General features: G+C 34.6%; 12 protein-coding genes. All 12 read right to left on the reverse strand.

All coding sequences use genetic code 11. The features are described from left to right. Positions 1-209 precede the first annotated feature (209 nt). Positions 210-1,817: a helix-turn-helix domain-containing protein gene (locus ABTV69_RS21730; RefSeq protein WP_433832580.1), complete on the reverse strand. Its 1,608-nt coding sequence runs from the start codon at positions 1,815-1,817 to the stop codon at positions 210-212. Between the two features lie 411 nt (positions 1,818-2,228). Next, the gene (locus tag ABTV69_RS21735; RefSeq protein ID WP_433832582.1) at positions 2,229-2,750 is read right to left on the reverse strand and encodes a DUF3347 domain-containing protein; all 522 of its coding nucleotides are present in this window, start codon (positions 2,748-2,750) and stop codon (positions 2,229-2,231) included. Further along, on the reverse strand, positions 2,747-5,182 hold the full coding sequence (locus tag ABTV69_RS21740; protein ID WP_433832584.1) for a zinc-dependent metalloprotease: 2,436 nt from the start codon (positions 5,180-5,182) through the stop codon (positions 2,747-2,749). The genes ABTV69_RS21735 and ABTV69_RS21740 overlap by 4 nt, the downstream gene beginning before the upstream one ends. A gap of 5 nt (positions 5,183-5,187) precedes the next feature. Next, positions 5,188-6,612 (reverse strand): RagB/SusD family nutrient uptake outer membrane protein, encoded by a 1,425-nt coding sequence (locus ABTV69_RS21745; protein WP_433832586.1) that lies wholly within the window; start codon positions 6,610-6,612, stop codon positions 5,188-5,190. Positions 6,613-6,617: 5 nt separating this feature from the next. Next, positions 6,618-10,256 (reverse strand): SusC/RagA family TonB-linked outer membrane protein, encoded by a 3,639-nt coding sequence (locus ABTV69_RS21750; protein WP_433832588.1) that lies wholly within the window; start codon positions 10,254-10,256, stop codon positions 6,618-6,620. Positions 10,257-10,390: 134 nt separating this feature from the next. Further along, a complete protein-coding gene (locus tag ABTV69_RS21755; RefSeq protein WP_433832590.1) occupies positions 10,391-11,539 on the reverse strand; it encodes a FecR family protein in 1,149 nt (382 codons plus the stop codon). 186 nt (positions 11,540-11,725) lie between these two features. Next, complete coding sequence (locus tag ABTV69_RS21760) at positions 11,726-12,295, reverse strand: RNA polymerase sigma factor (RefSeq protein WP_433832592.1); 570 nt, start codon at positions 12,293-12,295, stop codon at positions 11,726-11,728. Between the two features lie 266 nt (positions 12,296-12,561). Further along, on the reverse strand, positions 12,562-13,749 hold the full coding sequence (locus ABTV69_RS21765; RefSeq protein WP_433832594.1) for an MFS transporter: 1,188 nt from the start codon (positions 13,747-13,749) through the stop codon (positions 12,562-12,564). 47 nt (positions 13,750-13,796) lie between these two features. Next, the gene (locus tag ABTV69_RS21770; RefSeq protein WP_433832596.1) at positions 13,797-15,017 is read right to left on the reverse strand and encodes a DUF763 domain-containing protein; all 1,221 of its coding nucleotides are present in this window, start codon (positions 15,015-15,017) and stop codon (positions 13,797-13,799) included. 146 nt (positions 15,018-15,163) lie between these two features. Continuing rightward, positions 15,164-16,258: an AI-2E family transporter gene (locus ABTV69_RS21775; RefSeq protein ID WP_433832598.1), complete on the reverse strand. Its 1,095-nt coding sequence runs from the start codon at positions 16,256-16,258 to the stop codon at positions 15,164-15,166. A gap of 270 nt (positions 16,259-16,528) precedes the next feature. Then, positions 16,529-17,218: an ion channel gene (locus ABTV69_RS21780; RefSeq protein ID WP_433832600.1), complete on the reverse strand. Its 690-nt coding sequence runs from the start codon at positions 17,216-17,218 to the stop codon at positions 16,529-16,531. Positions 17,219-17,444: 226 nt separating this feature from the next. Then, a complete protein-coding gene (locus tag ABTV69_RS21785; RefSeq protein ID WP_433832602.1) occupies positions 17,445-19,013 on the reverse strand; it encodes an MFS transporter in 1,569 nt (522 codons plus the stop codon). Between the last annotated feature and the right edge of the window lie 4 nt (positions 19,014-19,017).

Genomic DNA, 19,017 nt, shown 5'->3' on the forward strand with positions numbered 1-19,017 from the left:
CTGTACACTATCGTGAAAGTGAACAGCACAAACTCAACCTTAAAAAACTGATTATCAAATAGAAACAACTCATTTTAGAGTCCTCAAAAGTGAAGCAAAATATATCCGCAATACATACCTAATGATGTAGTAATAAAGGGGTAAAAATACCTGGTTCAACAAAAAAGTCCTGTTAAAACACAGGACTTTTTAAATGCATTAGAAAGCTATCACGCCTTTATTTTATTATTTTTATCAATAGCACATTGCATAAAAACAGATGGAGAAATTCCCATTTCTGCTTTAAAAATAGCAGTGAATTTACTGTGCGAAGAGAAACCGCATTCTTCGGCCAAATAGCTAATTTTATAACTTAAATAGACAGGATCGCTTTCCATTTTTCTTATGATGTAATAAATTCGAAGCGCATTGATGTAATTATTAAAATCTTTTCCTTTATGCTTATTGATCACATAAGAAAGGTATTTGCTGTTGATTTCAAATTTTGCGGATAAACTTGAAAGGCTTATATTTCTATTGATATACCCATCTTTATTTTCAAATTTTTTCAATTTCTTCAATATCAATTGTTCCGTTTCTTCGGTCATTAATACCTTTTTCTCTACTTCTTCTTCAACAGCTTTTTCTTCTTTATATTCTGGTTTAAAAGAACTGTTTTCTATTTTATTGATAATTTCTTCAAACTTTCGAATATCAGCTTTTCTTCTTCTAATTATAATTATGATTCCTGTTATTAAAAGCACCGCAATTACTAGGCTCGATGCTATTATTATGCCTTGCATTTGAGACAATTTTGCTTCTTTGTTCTGTAATCTATTTACAATGCTATTTACGCCTTGTTTGTGCGAATCCATTAGCTTAAGCTGCGTTTTCTCGTAAAGCTTGCTAAAATGCGCATAGTTTTTTACATCCTTTTGATCATCATAATAAACAGCTAGATTGTAATAAACCTCTTCTTTTAACTCTAAAAAATCAGACTGTTCGGCCACCAAAAGCGCTTTATTGTAATACAGCAATGCATTTTTTAAGTCTTTCAGCTCCGTGTATATTTCTCCTATATCGCTGTATACAAACCCGCTTAGAATAGTACCTTCTTTCGCTATATCATTTTCAAAAAGAAGCGACAAAGACGAATTGTAGTATTGAAGTGCTTGTTTGTAGTCTTTAAGTCCCAAATAAGCTTGACCAAACATATACTCATTTGTAGCATAATGAAAAAACTTCACTTTGGTATTTCTTGTTTTATCTAAGTACGTTTTTGTTATTTTAAGATAAGAAATGGCCTGTTTAAAATCTTCGTCTTCAATGGCATATTTAGCAATTTGCTGATTTGTGATGGCCTGCAGCTGATCTGAAATTTTTGGATTATCGATTTTGGGAATAATTTTCAAAACTTTTTTTAACGACAAAATACTTTGCTCTTTTAAACCAAGCGTGCGATATTGAGACGACAAAAAACCAGCTATTCTAACCTGCCATTCATACAGTTTATTAGTCTCTGCTATATTTTCGGCAGTTACGGCATGGTTAATCGATTTCTCAAGATCTCCTATATTCTTTTGCAAATCAGCCATCAGCATGATTGATTTCACTTTATGAATAGGCTCTGTCGAATTCTGATAAAGAGAATCTGCTGTCTGAAGCGCTTTGTTAATATCCTTACTCGCTAGATCGACCGCGGTCCGGTACATTATAATATCAAAAGAGTCTTTTTTTTGTGCTAATCCTATTTGAGCTGTAAGTGTTATGCTTAGGATTAAAAAATGAGATTTTAGCGCCTTTTTAAAATTGGCACCTGAGGTAATTCTGGTATTCATTAGGGGGATTTATTAGGTGTAGAAAAATAAAGGAAATATTCCTTTGCTCATTTTGGCTTAAAAAAGTGGTGTTTATAAATTATTTTTGGGAAGAGATTCAAGCACAAAATGAATCTTCTTGAAATTAATGGTTCAAAATTTTAACCATATTACAAAAATAGGTAATCCAAAAAAGAAATTTTGTTAACGCTAAAGAAAGAAACAAAAAAACGCTTGCAGGAAAATTTTATAACATTCTAATTAAATGTTTTACAAATCGCTTTCAATAAAAAAGCCTTGGAAATTATGACTTCCAAGGCTCTTTATTTCAAATCAAAAATTCGGTCACAAAACGGTGTATTTCATAAACGACAAATACGGCTTCCCTACAAAGAATACCGCATTTATCAAACTAATTCAAAATTAAAAAAACTATAAACTTGCTTTTACTTCACCGCAAGTCAGCATATTTTTAGGATAGTATGGATTTTTGATTTCCTTGCTATCACTTGTCCAAACTGCACCTGTCATTGGGCAAACTTGTAAATATAAAGTTTCATCTGCAGGTTTGAATTTTGAAGCCTGATCCCAGTATTTTACAGAAAGGGTTTCAAAAATCTTGCGCTGTTTGTTGATGTTTTTTGTAGCTGTTAATGCTGTTGCCAATTCGATTAATTCTCTTCTCGAAGTGGTCGCTGCATTCATATTTTCTAAGCTTAATTTTTTAAACTTGAAGTTTTTTAAAGAACCTTTCAAAGCTTCCGCATTTTTAACAACCGCTAAACTGTCAGATGTTAAAAAGCTATTTTTTAAAGCCAAATAACTTTTTGTAATTTCTTTTTTCTCTGCTTCACGTTTTGCAACTAACTCAGGAGCCACTTCTTCTTTTGAAGTTAATTGTGCTTGTGCTAAAAAGCTAAAGAAAACAAATGCTATAACTAATAAATTTCTCATGATGTAGGTTTATCTAATTTTGTAATGATTTTATCGATGTCAATCAAAATGCTTTCGTAGTGATCTTTATTGATTCCTGTTGCTGAAGCTTTTAATTTTTCAATATCTGTTTTTAATTTTAAAAGATGCTGTCTTGCGTACAATTTCACATCGCTGCGTTGTGCCGTATTTGAAGCTTTTCCTGGCTCTAGTTCTTTTGGCAATAAAAGCATTCCCATTTTCTCGATGTAGCCACGCTGAAAACTTCTTCTGTAAAAATCTTGCTTTTCGTCTCCGCTAAATTTCACCCAAACCGTTTGCTGCACATCGTTTAAAAATTCTGGAACTGTGTATGCTCCTTCCGATTGCATTGATTTAAGATTAATATTATAAAGCATACCAGAACTCAACAACATATTTAAAACTTGATTCTGCTGATCTGAAATTTGGTCTTCTCTTTTTAAAGCAATCAAATCATCAATTTCCTGTGGATACATCCAAAGTGGAGAAACGAATAATTGTCTTCCTAAATAATCTATTGCTGCTTTTACTTTTGCTTTAGGAACTGGTTTATAAACTACTCCTTTTTCATCAACAGTTCGTTTTGTAACGTAATTGTTTCCAATATTTTTTAGAACATGATATAAATACAAACTATATTGTCTTACTACAGCTTTATGCATATCTGCTAAATTATCATACGGATCGTTTGGCTGATACGTCCATTCGATAAGATGGGGCACAACGCGTTTTAGGTTTTTAATTCCGTAATCGCTGGCAAGTACTGAATCGTCTCCAAGATCTTCAGACTGGCTTCTCGGATCTTCGTCTTTACCTTCTCCTCCAAACCATAATTTTGGATTTGCCGTTAAACTATCAGTCGTTAATTTGGCTAATAATTTTTCTTCTTCAAACTCATCTTTTGTGTCTGAATAATATTTGTAACCCCATTGAACAGCCCATTTATCATAACTTCCAATACGCGGATAAAGACCTTTTGGACTAATATTATCTTCTGGCTGTGCTACGTAATTAAAACGAGCATAATCCATAATAGAAACCGTATGTCCGTTTGCTTCTACCCATTTTTTATCGCGAAGCTTTTCTACCGGAGTTGCACTGCTCGCTCCCATGTTATGACGTAAACCAATCGTGTGTCCGATTTCGTGAGAAGAAACAAAACGAATTAATTGTCCCATCAATTCATCGTCCAAATGCATTTTTCTAGCTCTTGGATCTAAAGGTCCAGCTTGAATCATGTACCATCTTTGCACCAATTTCATCACATTATGATACCAGCCCACGTGGCTTTCCATAATCTCACCGCTTCTTGGATCGCTAATTCTTGGTCCGTATGCGTTTGGCGTTTCAGAAGCTAAATATCGAACTACAGAATATCTAGCATCTTCCAAACTCATTGTTTTATCGTCTTCTGGCCATTCTTTACCAACAATCGCATTTTTAAAACCTGCTGCTTCAAAAGCTTTCTGCCAATCGTTGATTCCAGCAATCAAATACGGTCTCCATTTTTTTGGCGTTGCAGGATCGATATAATACACAATCTGCTTTTTTGGTTCAACCAATTCGCCTCTCAAATATTTTTTAATATCCTTGTCCTTTGGCTCTAAGCGGTAACGCTGCACAATAAATTTCTTTTGAGCACGCTGTTCGTCATCATCAAATAAAACATATTTGTTGGCAAAATAACCTACTCTTTCATCAAAGAAACGTTTGCGCATTGGCGTTTTCGGAAGCAATACAATCGAAGTATTTAATCGTAATGTGATACTTCCGCTGCTTGCTGTAGAACTTGTATACGTTTTTGTTGTTTTGGTTTCGATATTAATCGGATAGGCATCAATACTTTCAACAAAAGATTTGTCATCAGCCAGAGAAGTTAATTTTTTCTCTGTTTTGTCCTGACTTCCAATAGAAAACATGGCGTTGTCTTTCTTGAAAACGTCTGTCACTTCGATAACCACATCTTTCGTATCTGGATTGGTTGTTTTGATCGGAAAAGCAGCCACAATCGGATTTTCGTTGCTTCCCTCTAATGCTTTTGCCAGCATCGAATCGGCAGAGCGAACATCTTGTCTGTATTGCAACGATCTTAAATAAACAGTATTATTTGAACCTTTTTCAAAATAGATAGTTTGTTCATTGGCTTTTTCTCCACCAAAAGTTCCAAAGCCCTCAGGTGTCGAAAGATATCGTGTTACCACCAGCATATATCGGTTAAATAAGCTATCAGGAATTTGAAAGTAATATTTGGCATCAACTTGGCTAACCGTAAAAAGACCTGATTTGTTCTTCGCTTTATCAGTGATCACTTTATTATAAGCCTGCATGCCTTTTGGCTGCGTGCTGGTACTATCGCCTTTTTTTTCAGGTGTCTGAGCAAAACCATGCTGCCCAAAAGACAGCATGATTAGAAATATAATTAACTTTTTCATCTAAATTAAAATGGGACTTTTTCGTCTGTGTTTAATGTCAATTTCGGGTTTTTCTGTAAAACCGATAAAGGAAACGGAATAATATACAATCGAGAATTTGGCTGTAACGTATATGTTTTTTGAGGAACTGTTTTGTTTACAATTGGAAATACTCTCGTAATTGTTTTTGCATATTCTGTTTCGGTATTTAATCGTTTAAGATCGAAGAAACGGTTAAATCCTAAAAGCAATTCTTTTCTTCTTTCATTAATTACCAATTCCATTGTTTCTTTTCGTGTCGCTGGAACTGCCAAATCAACCGTACCAGAAAGAATACGTTTTGCTCTCAATGTATTTAAAACGGCAACCGCTTCGGCAAATTTGTTATCTCTCGCGTAACACTCTGCCAAAATCAAATACACTTCAGTCGTTTTCATACCTACAGTTGGATAGAAAAATCTCGTGTATTGCGTTCCCCAATAAGCAGTGCCTGAACCTTGATCTAGATTGGTTGTGCTTGTTGAGTTGAAAAACAAATTGAAACGCCCATCGTTAGTTCCGAATAAAGTTCTTAGTTCAGGGCTGATGATGTAGCTTTGAGCAAAGTTCATTTCGTTGTAACCAGTCATGTACATATAACTCAACACTTCTACGTTGCTAGCCGCTGGAACCGCAACCGCAGTTGGACCACCTTGTTTGTTATAAGCGACTAAATCAAATATTTGATTGTTATAACTCAATGATTTTTCTGCTGCTTCTTGAGCTTTAGCAATTTCACGTTTAAACAAATGCACTTTAGCTTTAAAAGCATAGGCAAATGCTAAGGATGGATGATAAACATCTTTTGGTTTTTCTTGAAGATACGGTAACGCATCTTCTATATCTTTCTGAATAAAATCGTAAACCTGTGCCACAGTAGATTTTGAAGGCTGAGCTTCCAGATCAAATTTATCCATGATGCAGATTCCGCCATCAGTTGCAGCAGTATTCGGATCGTAACCTTTTGCGTAAGTATTTACCAATAAAAAGTGATCGTAAGCTCTATAAATTTTAGCTTCTGCTTTGGCTAATCTTTTTATACTTTCATCTCCTTTACTATTATCAACCAAAGAAATAATCGTATTCCATCTATTGATATAGGTATACGCTTGATTATAAAAACTTGAGCCTGTCAACAACGAAACTCTATCTACGCTTTCATCAAAAGTAAAATTAAGAATATCGATGTTTGGCGTTCTTCCGATCACATTGGCTTCACGCATCCATTGGTCGTCTGACAAATATTGAAAGTTATTGATTGGATAACCTCTATTTGGCAGCGATACTAAATCAAGAAATTGTTCTGGAGTTTCAATTACCAAAGCTCCTTTGGGTGTTATTTCTGTATAATCGTCGCATGATGAAACGGTTAGCATCATCACAGACAGCATTGTTATATATATCTGTTTCATTTTTTTTAAAGTGTAAGATTAAGACCAAACAAGTACGTTTTTGGCAATGGCAAGCTGCGTACACCAGAATTTAAACTGTAAACTTCTGGATCAATACGATTTCCAGCTGCGCTCCAATACCAAATATTATTCATTTGGAAAGTAAACTTTGCCGCTGTCATCTTAATTTTATTTGCAAAAGCCTTTGGCATATTATAACCCAAAGAAACATTTCTTAATTTGATATAATCGCCATCTACAACATTTGCTGTTGAATATCGCCATTGACTACTGATAGTTGAAGCATAGTTTCTAACACTTTCGTCATAATCTACATATAAACGCGTATTACCGTTTCTATTGTCATCCGTATAACGATCTGCAATTCCAGAAAGATTTACGTTATCAGAACCCAAATCAATAGTTTCTTTTCGCATTACATTTCCTCCTGAGAAAATAAACAAGAAGTTTAAATCAAATTGTTTGTAAGAAAAACGTTGTGATAATGAACCAGTGTAAGTCGGCATTAATGACCCCACATTTTCTAAAGCCTCTGGATTTGTAATTGATTTGATACTTGTTGAAATTGGATTTCCATTGGCATCAAAAGTAATTGACGGATTTCCATTTTCATCCAAAACATACGGATAACCATTTACCATTCCGCCATATTTGTACGCATACATACTGTTGAAATAATCACCTTTTACAAAGAAACTAGTTGGAGAAGAAACATAGGAATAAGCTGAAGATTCGGCTCTAGTTACTTTTTGCACTGTTGTTTTATTAAAGGCAAAAACGAAATTAGAGTTGATACGAAGACTACCATTATTATACCACTCAGAACCTACCGTAAACTCGATACCTTTATTTAATAAAGCTCCAGCATTAATTCTTCTTGATGTAGCACCTACCGTAGGATCAAGATCTGTAGTCGCTAATAAATCACTGCTGTACTTGCGGTAAACGTCGATAGAACCATTTAATTTGGCTCTGAATAAACTATAGTCCACACCAAAATTAAGACTTTGCGTTTTTTCCCATCTTAACATCGGATTGGGCTGCGAAGTGATATTAGTATATTGTAAAGACTGGTACAAGTTATCATTTCTTCGAGTTGCTGTAATATAAGGTGTTGTGCTTTGATCTACGTTTCCGTTGATACCGTAAGTCGATCTCAATTTAAGCATACTTACCCATTTCACTGGTTTCATAAATTCTTCATTACTAATGTTCCATCCTAAACCTGCTGACCATAATGGACGGTTTTTATATTTCGGATCAACACCAAATAAATCGGCTTTATCTACACGGTAACTTCCTGTAATATTATATTTAGATAAATAAGTATAACTCGCTGTACTGAAAACAGAAAAATAACGGTGTAAAATTTCTTGCTGTGTTCTTCCTAAAGCTGCAAGCGTTCTATTGTTTCCGAAAAGATAACTAGCAACTCCCGTTTGGCTTAATGCAAGATTGTTTAATACTGCAGAAGTAAGCGTAACAGGATCATAACCATATCGTAACTGCTCAATAGATCTCGGAACATACGTTTCACGCATTTCTGTACCTACCAAAGCATTAACAGAGTGTTTGCCATCTTCAAATTCTTGATTAAAATCTAATTGATTTCTAAAAGAATAATTGCTCGCCTGAGAACTCGATTGTTTGTATCGTCCACCTGTAGAAAAGCCATCTACATAAGTGTAAGCATTTGTAGTGGGATTGTATCCTGTTAAGGCATTAATTGCATAACGCATTCTATACGAATTAACGTCGTAATACTGTTCGTTATCATTTTTTCTTACTTCGTATTGAAATTGCGTATTAAAACTTAACCCTTTATATAATTTCGCTTTTATGTTGGCAAAAGTTCTTAAGCTTAAAGAATTACGTTCTTCAATACCTTCGTTAAGCGCATCTAAAACATTAAAATTCGTCGATTTAAACCCCGTTAAAGCTTGCATTTTCTCCACCATCGCTGGATTTAGAGCTCCGCTAGAAGTAAAGCCGTCTCTAATTGATGCAAATGAAGATTGCACTAAATTTCCGTTATCGTCTGTAATACGCTCGTAACGTTTTTGAATATCGTAATTGCTAAGTTCATAATCGGCCGCTTCATCATTACTATACGTTCCATTTACACCAAATGTAGCGTTTAACCAGTTATTTACCTGAAAACTACTTTTTGCGTAAAGGTTAAACGCGCGTCCTTTATTGAATTTTACACGAGCTTGCGATTCATCATAATTCAACGAAACATAGGTGTTCTGCTTGGTTGTACTCCCTGAAAAAGCAACATTATAACGTTGTCTGAATTCGTTTTGCCAAACATTATCGCGATAATCTCTATAGTAATCGTTCTTTCTCCACTGTGCAAGAGTGGTGTCGTAAGTAGCATTATCAATTTTTCCTTCTTCCAAATTTCTGTTTAATTGGTAAAGCGGACTGTAATATTTCGTACTGCTATTTCCAATATCTCCATAACTGCTAAACATCGTCGCAGTATCTGCAAATCGTGCTCTTTCTCTGTTATAAACTGCCTGCTCAAAGTCGATAATTTCGCTTGTTGAAGCATAGTTCATATCTCTCAAATTTGGTTTTTCTGAGATAAAGAAATCGGTGTTTATGGTTACTTTAAGTTTACCATTTCCTTTTTTGGTAGTTAAAACAATAATACCATTTGCAGCTCTAGAACCGTATATAGAAGCTGCTGCAGCATCTTTAAGAACGTCAACACTTTCAATATCATACGGATTAATTTCATCCAAAGTCAATTCGCTTGGAAGGCCATCAATTACAATTAACGGACTGTATCCAACCTCACCGGAAAAAGTTCCAATACCTCTCAAAATAGGCGTATCAGATCCAAGTCCATTTGGATTTTTCTGAAACATCAAACCCGCAACACGTCCTTCAATTGCGCCAGATAAATTAGAATTGATATTTTCGTTTAATACTTTTTCATCAACCTTAGAAATTGCTCCTGTAAAATTACTTCTTGCAATAGTCTGATAACCTGTCACCACAACTTCTTTCATTGCAGCCACTTTATCTTCAGCAATAAGCGTAAAGTCTGTTCGTCCTGCCACACCAATAGACTTGCTTTCGATAGTTAGACCAGACAATTCCAAAACAGCGTTTGGCGAAATTTTATCAAAAGAAAAACCTCCATCAAAGTCAGTTACAGTCGCTCTATTAGTTCCTGAGATAGTAACCGTTACACCTGGAAACGATTCATTTTTATTGTTTACTACCTTTCCTTTGATATCGATTAATCCGTTTCCCAAGCTCTCGTTTTTTTCTTTTGGAGCCGTTACAACAATCGTTTGGTTAGAAAGCGTATATTTTACACTCTGGTTTTTAAATACTTGACTTAAAGTTTCATTTAAAGTCGCATTCTTAACAGAAATTGTAACTGGTTTAGAATCCTTAAGCAGTTTCTGTGTATAAAGCACTTCGTAATTGGCTTGTTTTGCCACTTCTTTCAGAACTTTTTCAAGAGGTGCATCTTTAAAATTTACAGTAATATTTTGTGCCTGACCAGTAAAACTGCACAATAGCATAAATACACTTAACACCAACAGATGAGCCGAAAAATGAACTCTAGGAATCTTTTTTTTAAGTTTTTTGTAAGGTTTTTTTGGTTGTAAATTTAATTTCATACATTTACATTGGTTATAGTTAAACAATAGTGGACAACTTATATTGGCTATAAACTTTTAAACAAACCAGACGCATCGCAACTGCTTCTGGTTTTTTAGTTTATAAACTCAATATAATCGGTTAAATAAAAAGCTTACGGGTAAACAATAATCGTTTTTCCTTCAACCTTAAATTTTATATTACTAAGCTCAAGCACTTTTAATACTTCAGACAAATTTTTATTTCTAAATGTACCTCCGTTAAATCTCACGTCTGAAACATCGCCGCGGTATTCTACTTTAATTCCGTACCATCGTTCCAACTGTTTCATTACCGATTTCAAATCGGCATTATCAAATTTAAATCGGCCGTTTTTCCAAGCGATTGCCGCTTCGGTATCAACTTCTTTAACTCCAATTTTAGTAGAACTTTCAGATACTCTCGACTGCTGACCTGGCTTTAAAATAGCTTTTTGATTTTTAGAAGAAACCGCAACACTTCCTTCCAATAAAGTCGTTTTTACAGCAGATTCATTTTTATAAGCATGAACATTAAAATGTGTTCCTAAAACTTCAATTGTTTGATTATCCGATTTTACTAAGAAAGGTTTGTTTTTATTTTTAGCCACTTCAAAATACGCTTCTCCTTCCAATTCAACGATTCTTTGATCTCCGCTAAATTGAGTTGGATATTTTATCGAAGACACTGCGTTCAAGAATACTTTTGTACCATCAGCTAAAACAATATTATATTGTCCGCCTGTTGGAGTTGAAAGTGTATTGAATGAATTGGCATCTTCTTTTGCAGTATCAGCATTTGGATTTATTACATAAGTAATTACTCCGTTGGCATCCATTTTAATGGTTACCTCATCCTGATCTTCTTTAGCAATAATATTTTTTGAAGAAATATCTGAAAGTATAATCTGTTTTCCGTTTGAAAGCGTCAAGATTCCTCTGTTTCCGCCAGGCGCAATTTCTTTTGGTTTTTCAACAACCTGAATATTTTCTGGTTTTACTACCAATTCTGATTTTGTAAAATAAAAAAGTCCAGCTCCAAATAATAAAGCAATAGAGGCAGCGGCTGCAATACGCGGCCAAAGATTGATCACTTTACTATCTTGTGCTAAAGGAAGTCTCGATTTCAGATGTTCGTAACTATCTTCTAGTTCGTATTCACTAAGCTTTTTATTGCTATTTGCCGCTTTATGCAAATACCAAGCATCGAGTTTGTCTTTATCTTCTGTAGATAAAGTGCCATTTTGATGTCTTTTAAGCAGTTCTAGAAATTCAGTTTCATTCATAATTACAACACGAAATTTTGTCTTGTTTTAATATAAGACAGTTAGAAAGGGGTTTTGTCATAGATAAAAATCAAAAAAATATTAATTTATCATTAATAAATTTCGCGAAACGTTAGTTTCTCTTTATTAATGAGGGTTTTATGTGTTCATTTTATTTTAAAATTTAACAAAAAGAACAACAAAAATTTACCAGATAAAAACATTCAACGCCGATTTTAGCTTTCCGCGAAGAATTTTTAGCGAATTATAAACTTGCTGTTTGGCTGTTTTGTCTGTTATATTTAATTGAAGTGCGATTTCGTCATACGAAAGTTCTTCTACTTTTCTTAAAAGAAAAACTTCACGCATTTTTTCAGGAAGCAAAGCAATTTCATTTTCAATAAGATTTTCTAATTCTTTTTCTCGAAGTTTAGAATCTGCAAAAACATAATCATTTTCAATAAAGTTTGAAATTGAGTCGGCATAACGCGAAACTACTTTTTCGTGAGCGATATGATTTAAGATTCTGTTTTTGGTTGCTCTGTATAAATAAGAAGATAGCGATCCCGTGATTTCTAGTTCCTGACGTTTGTTCCAGATAAATAAGAATACTTCTTGAACAACATCATTGGCTTCGTCATGATTTCCAGTCATTTTGTAAGCATGATTCACTAAAAGTCTGGAATATCTTTCAAAAATTTCTGTATAAGCCAATTGATCATCTTCCTTAAGGAGATTTAATAAGATATGATCAGCATATTTGCTATAAACAGACATTAATTGATAAAAGGTGTAGATGAAAAACGCAATATTAAACAATTTTAATGTTAAAAGCCAAAGGATTATTAAGTTTATAAAAGCGCAAAGGATTTCGTAAACATTTTTACATAAAATTCAATATGATTTATCTTAATAATATTGAGTAACAGTACTCTAGTCACAAAAAGGCTATTTTGATTTCTAAAAGTTGGATTTGATTCTAAAAACAAAAAGCCTGTAAAAATAAATTTACAGGCTTCTGATGTATTTTAAATTGCTAATTCTTAAGAAAGACTTCTTCGATTTTTCCTTGATTTTTTTGCCCAATACAAAAGATAGGCAATTCCTAAAACGAGAATTATAATATCAAATTTCATAATCTGAGGAATGCGCATAATTTGGTCACTGTAATAACTTCCTCCTAAAAGAGCTCCACATCCAATTCCGAGTTCCATCGAAATATACATCGTAGCAACCGCTTTTCCTCTATGATCAGGATTACTCAAATCGATAGTCCAAGCACTAATTGCTGGAGATAAAATCCCTGTACCAACTCCGTAAACTGCTGCCCCGACTAACAACATTTGAATATCTCTTCCTTCACTAATTACAAAAAGCGCTGAAGCCGTAATAATTAATCCAGCCAATATCACTTTTGGTCGCCCGTGTCGATCTGAAACTTTTCCTGCAGCAAAACGAACCATAACCGAAGCTACCGTAAAAACGGTAAAAAATATTCCTTTATTGGTTGCTCCCACATGCTCGCTCCAATCTGGAATTAAAGTCAAAATAAGTCCGAACGCGGTATATGAAAGGAACGTAATAATTCCTGCTGGAAATACATTTTTGTCTACAATATCTTTTCGTCCAATACTAAACATCGAACGGTTCAGTTTTTCTTTTGCAGCAAGAGTTTCTTTCATATTCAGAACAATAATAATCGAGAAAAATGCTAGAAACGACGAGCTGTAAAACATTACATTTATTCCGTACAAATTCACAATCATACTTCCTAATGCTGGTCCAAGTGCACCACCAATGCTAAAACACAATCCATGCATTCCAAGTGCTTCTCCCCATCTGTGCTGCGGAATAATATCGGCCACATAAGCCGATGTTGATGTAGGTTTAAATCCTGTTGAAAAACCATGAACCAAACGCAACAATAAAAACCCTGAAACTGAACTCAAAATAGGATACAAAAATCCGCATACGACACAAACCGAAGATCCGATTGCCATAACAGGAACTCGCCCCCATTTGTCGGTAAGCTTACCGCTAAAAGGTCTGGAAATTGCTGCCGTAAGGGTAAATAAAGAAATGATAAGTCCTTTGTATTCTGCTCCTCCTAAACTGCTTAAATAATTTGGAAGTTCGGGAATCATCATATTAAAACTTGATGAAAACAGTAAAGAACTCAAGCAAAGTAAAATGAATTGTAAGGTATAAATTGATTTTTCGTTTTGTGACATTTATTAATTTTTTGATAACTAAAGGCTGATAAAAATTTATATTTTTTTTAGAATAATTCCAGCTGATTGTTTGGGTTTATAGGCTTCTTTTTAGGAGGTTTTGCCTCTCCAAAAACGGTTCTTCCACCGTATAAATGAGATTGTTCTCTTTCTCTCTGAACCAAGGCATCAAAATTGGTATTTGGAGTAAAGCTTTCTTCTGCTTTCCGCGAAATTTCAGATAATTTTTGAATGGCGCTCAATTTATCGCTGTTGCCAATTTTTGCACGATTAATAGCCCTTTGAAGCGTATCTATAGTTTCATCGTAAATTTTTACAGGAACAGGAAATGGGTGTCCGTCTTTTCCTCCATGAGCGAAAGAGAAACGAGCAGGATCTTCAAATCGTGTTGGAGTTCCATAAATTATTTCGCTTACCAAGGCTAATGATTGCAAAGCCCTTGGTCCCATTCCTTTTAGAAGCAATAATTCTTCAAAATCTTCTGGTTTATTTTCGTGAGTCGCCCAAAGCATGGCGCCCAGTCTTTTCATATTTACATCTTCCATTCTCACGTCGTGATGCGCAGGCATAGAAAGATGCTGCATTTCTTTTATGATTTTAACGGGCGATTCTTTTACCAATTCTAAAATTCCTTCTCGGGATTTTGTAGCACCATTGGCCGTAAGGTTTAAGATAGAACCTTGATTTTCGCCGTAAATAAAAGTATGCGGTTCGTTTATAAAAGACTTTAAATCTTGCGAATGCCAATGGTATCTTCTCGCAGTTCGAGAATCCGGATTCATTCCTTGCTGAATCACAGCCCATTGTCCTTTATTATCAACAATAAAATTATGCTGATACAATTGAAATCCGTCCTGAATGGCGGTGTTGTCAACTTTTGCGGTAAGTCGGCTACAGCTGGCAAGATTAATTCCGTCAAGGCCTGTTTTTTCGCCAACAAATAAAAGTTCCTGCGGCGTTGCCATAGAATACTTTCCTTTGCCTCCGCAGATATAAATCCCCAATTCTTTAGAATGCGGATTAACTGATTTCTTCAATGCTCCAAGCACCGAAGTCGTAATTCCAGAAGAATGCCAATCCATTCCCATAACAGCTCCAAAACTCTGAAACCAAAACGGATTGCTTAATTTACTTATCACTTCAGCAGTAGAAAATTCCATCGCAATGGTTTCCACAATAGCTAAACCAAGCTTTGACATTCGTTCAGCAAGCCACATTGGAACTTGTCCATAATGTAAAGGAAGATCTGCCGTGCCTGAACGTTTCATTTTTGAGGAATTATAATCCTGCAAAAATACTTCTTTTAATTGTGAATTATAAATTGTGAATTGTTAAAAGAGTTCAAAAGTACAGAGTCCAAAGTCCTTAGTACTTAGTACTAAGGACTTTGGACTAAGGAACTCATAATTCATAATTAACTAATCTCAATATCTTCTACAGGTTCTTCAATTGGTTCTGCATTATCATCCAGCCAAGCGATAAATAGTTTATAGCCTATAGAAAAGACAATTGGTCCAACAAATAATCCGATAAAACCAGACATAATAAAACCACCAATTACTCCTAGAAAAATGACAAGCATTGGCACAAGCGCACCTTTTCCTAATAAAAGTGGTTTTAAAACATTATCTGACAATCCGCTGATGATAAAAAATATGGTCCAAAAAATGGCAAAACCAGAATCTCCTGTTGAAAAAAGATAAATGATAACACCGATATTAATTATAATTGGTCCAATCTGTAAAATCGAAAATATAAGGCAAATCAAAGTCAAGATTCCTGCATACGGAATATCAGCCCAAAACAATCCAATAGCCTGAATAATAGTCTGAATAACTGCAACTCCCAAAATCCCTTTTACTACCTGATAAATTGTAGAAACCGAAATCGTTAAAATTTCTTCAGCATCGTTTCCTGCAATTTTTTTAAGGAATTTCATAAAGAGAGCTTTTGCACTTGGCGATACTAATAAAATTCCAGCAATGATTATAGACAAAATAAACTGCAGAAAGGCAGCCCCAGAGCTCAAAATACTCGCCATAATTTTAGACGTAAATTCTCGTATTTGATCTTGGTATTTCACAACACCTTGTTCTAAATCTGTTGACATTGCAAGCAAAAACTCATAAAGCGGTTTACCAATTACAGGCCATTCTTTTATCGAAGGACCAGGCGGACTAATCTTTAAAGTTCCTGCTTCAAAACTATTTTTTAATTCTAAGAAATTACCCGTTGCCGCTTTCAAGAAGTAGATTAAAGGAACCAGCATTATAGCAATAATCAGAATCGTAATAATAACCGAAGCCAATCCTTTTCGACCTTTCAATATTTTCTGTAGTGAATTGAACAAAGGATAAAATACCACCGACAATATGATAGCCCAAAGAATAGGCATAAAAAAAGGCAACAGTAATTTAAGGCAAAATCCCACAATTAGGAAAATGAAAAATAACTGCAAAATAGTTTCAAAGAGTTCTTTTCTCTTATTAGAAGTAGTTGTTGTTTTCATGGTTATGGTTTTTTAATTGTGAATGGTGATTTTTTTAATTGTGAATTATAAATGGTAAATTGTTAATTATCAAACGTTACTTTACATCTAGTATCTTTCCTCTTGCATCTTGATTCTTGATTCTTTCATCTTTCATCTTCCTTCTTGCTTCTTGATTCTTTCATCTTGCTTCTTGCTTCTTGCTTTTTTCATCTTCCTTCTTGCTTCTTGATTCTTTCATCTTTCATCTTTCATCTTGCTTCTCACTTCTCACTTCTCACTTCTCACTTCTTACTTCTTACCAGCCCCAAAATTCGCATCCGAAACCAGTCTACCAATTAAGACGACGGGATACAAAACGCCGGTAAGCACTTCAATTTGAACTAAAGAACGAGCCAACGGGTGAAGGGGCAATATTTCGCCATAACCTGTTGAAGTCATAGTGATATAGCTGAAATAAATAAAACTAGCCTGATCACTATTGCTTGAAAATTTAGACTCGGCAATCTGAAAAGAACCTTCAATATGTTCGTAGAGAAATAAATAAAGCGTCGCCCAAAAGTGAACTAAAAGCATATACACCACAATCGACCCGATAATGCGATAAGTTGTCACTGGACCTGGTTCTAATACTTTTACTAAAACTAAAGTGATCAAAAGAAGCATAATCGCAATCGAGAGAATCAAATCGGCAAAAAGGATAAAAATGTTATGATTAAAATAATTAATCCATTGGGTGAGAATAAATAAAAATGGAATAATTGAAATAAGAAAAGCCTGTTTCTTGTGTTTGGATAATGCCACAATTCCGGCAAAGAGAAACAGCATCCAAAATATATTTACTGCAACCATAAAACGAGCATAACTGCCAAAAAATGGAATAGCAATAAAATGCATAATACACAACAATATCAACATGCCGCTAAGCCCCTTTTCCTGAGTCCAAAAGCGATATAAAAAACGGTCTTTCTTTGCTATCATAATATATAAATTCCAAAAATTAAATTCCAAATTCCAATCTCAAAGCCTAAAGCCTAAAGGCAAATTCCAAATATTAAATTCTAAATTCCAATCTCGAAGCCTAAAAAGCAAATTCCAAAAACTAAATCCCAAATTCCAATCTCGAAGCCTAAAGGGCAAATTCTAAATTCTTTAATTTTGCTTCTTGCATCTTTTTTCTTTCTTCTCCAGTCTTGCCTCTTCACCCTCAAATCGGTATCGGCTCTACTTCCACTCTTCCTATCGGTCTTCGCCACAGTTTAAAAAGCAGAATAATAAAAATGGGCAGAAAGCAAATTGCCGACATCGCGAGATAAATATCTTTGTAGGCTAATAAAATAGCAGCTTGAGAAGTCTGGTTTGAAAGGCTTTTTTCTGCTTTTTTTTGCGCTTCGGAATCCGATAATCCCATGAATAAAAATTTCTTTTTCGAATTTTCTAGCTGACTTTCAGCTTGTTTGTTTATCGCACTCAGTTGCTGGCTTAAACCTGTTTTGTGCTGTACATTCATATTCGAAATAAAAGTTCCTAAAATAGCACCGCCCAATAACGAAGCAAAAACGGCCTGAGCAATAATTCCGGTCATCATACGCGAAGTACTCAATTGCGGTGGAACTCCTTCTGAAATATAAAGCAATGAAACAGGAAAAATAAATCCCATTCCCAATCCTTTAAAAATTAATGGCAGATAAAAATCAGATGCATCAATTCCGGGATAGAATCTAAAAAATAACGTAATATGATACATTCCATAACAGGCAAAACCTATCACCCAAATAGTTGCCAAATAAATGCGTTTGTATAAAAGATAAGTCGAAAGCGGAATTGAAATACACAAACCAATTAGTAAAGAAAGATGTGTGACTGCACCAAGAACGGGATCAAATCCAAGAACATTGGTCATATACCCTGTTACAACGCTTCCTGTTCCATTCATTAAACCAATGTAAAACATCAAAAAAGCACCCGCAACAACATTTTTAAACTTATACACATTGGGATTAATTAATGGTTCTGCTGTAAAACGAACATGAAGCATATAAATACCTGCTGTAATCAGCAAACAAGCAAAAGCGAGCGTTATTTTCGGATCGCTAAACCAATTTCTAGTTTGTCCTTCGGCACATAAAAAGAGAATAATAGTGAAAAACAGAATCATAATAATCCAGCCTCTCCAATCAAATTGAAATTTACTTTTTAGAGGCGCAACATCAGCTCTGTAAAAATACCAAGCCAAAATAATGCAAATTAGAAAATTGACATTCAAGAAATAAACACCAAATGTCCAATTGTGAAAACTCACAAAATGCGCTCCTAAATACTGATACAAATGCTGGCTTCCCTTTTGTATAAACTGAAAAATGCCATACATCAAAGCCATATTTAGTGCCGGATTGTATTTTAATAAAATGGGCACCATTGAAGCAAATATTCCGATAATGGAAACTATTGCCAAAAGAGAACGGCACAAAACAAACCACGCGATACTGGGCGCAAACAAGGAAGCGGTATTAAATAATAGCGATAAAAATGAAACCGATAATATCATGGTGCGCACTTTTATTTGTTTCCCTAACTTTAGTCCTAAAGGCAAAAAAGCAAGCATGGCAAAAATCGGAATATAAACAGCGTAACTAAAAGCAGTTGTAGAAGGTCCAAAATGCCCTAGAATCTGCGAATTATCATAAGTCGTCACATTGAGTCCATTAAAAAAAGGAATTGTCAGAATGTACAATCCTGTCAGTGTAAAAAGGCTCCTTTTTTTTCCTGCAAACATCTTT

The organism is Flavobacterium anhuiense, assembly GCF_050990855.1.
Classification (GTDB): Bacteria; Bacteroidota; Bacteroidia; order Flavobacteriales; family Flavobacteriaceae; genus Flavobacterium; species Flavobacterium anhuiense_C.

What these genes read in the sequence shown, in the direction of transcription:
- ABTV69_RS21730 (WP_433832580.1), bottom strand. Translation starts at nt 1,817, where the DNA reads ATGAATACCAGAATTACCTCAGGTGCCAATTTTAAAAAGGCGCTAAAA.
- ABTV69_RS21735 (WP_433832582.1), bottom strand. Translation starts at nt 2,750, where the DNA reads ATGAGAAATTTATTAGTTATAGCATTTGTTTTCTTTAGCTTTTTAGCA.
- ABTV69_RS21740 (WP_433832584.1), bottom strand. Translation starts at nt 5,182, where the DNA reads ATGAAAAAGTTAATTATATTTCTAATCATGCTGTCTTTTGGGCAGCAT.
- ABTV69_RS21745 (WP_433832586.1), bottom strand. Translation starts at nt 6,612, where the DNA reads ATGAAACAGATATATATAACAATGCTGTCTGTGATGATGCTAACCGTT.
- ABTV69_RS21750 (WP_433832588.1), bottom strand. Translation starts at nt 10,256, where the DNA reads ATGAAATTAAATTTACAACCAAAAAAACCTTACAAAAAACTTAAAAAA.
- ABTV69_RS21755 (WP_433832590.1), bottom strand. Translation starts at nt 11,539, where the DNA reads ATGAATGAAACTGAATTTCTAGAACTGCTTAAAAGACATCAAAATGGC.
- ABTV69_RS21760 (WP_433832592.1), bottom strand. Translation starts at nt 12,295, where the DNA reads ATGTCTGTTTATAGCAAATATGCTGATCATATCTTATTAAATCTCCTT.
- ABTV69_RS21765 (WP_433832594.1), bottom strand. Translation starts at nt 13,749, where the DNA reads ATGTCACAAAACGAAAAATCAATTTATACCTTACAATTCATTTTACTT.
- ABTV69_RS21770 (WP_433832596.1), bottom strand. Translation starts at nt 15,017, where the DNA reads ATGAAACGTTCAGGCACGGCAGATCTTCCTTTACATTATGGACAAGTT.
- ABTV69_RS21775 (WP_433832598.1), bottom strand. Translation starts at nt 16,258, where the DNA reads ATGAAAACAACAACTACTTCTAATAAGAGAAAAGAACTCTTTGAAACT.
- ABTV69_RS21780 (WP_433832600.1), bottom strand. Translation starts at nt 17,218, where the DNA reads ATGATAGCAAAGAAAGACCGTTTTTTATATCGCTTTTGGACTCAGGAA.
- ABTV69_RS21785 (WP_433832602.1), bottom strand. Translation starts at nt 19,013, where the DNA reads ATGTTTGCAGGAAAAAAAAGGAGCCTTTTTACACTGACAGGATTGTAC.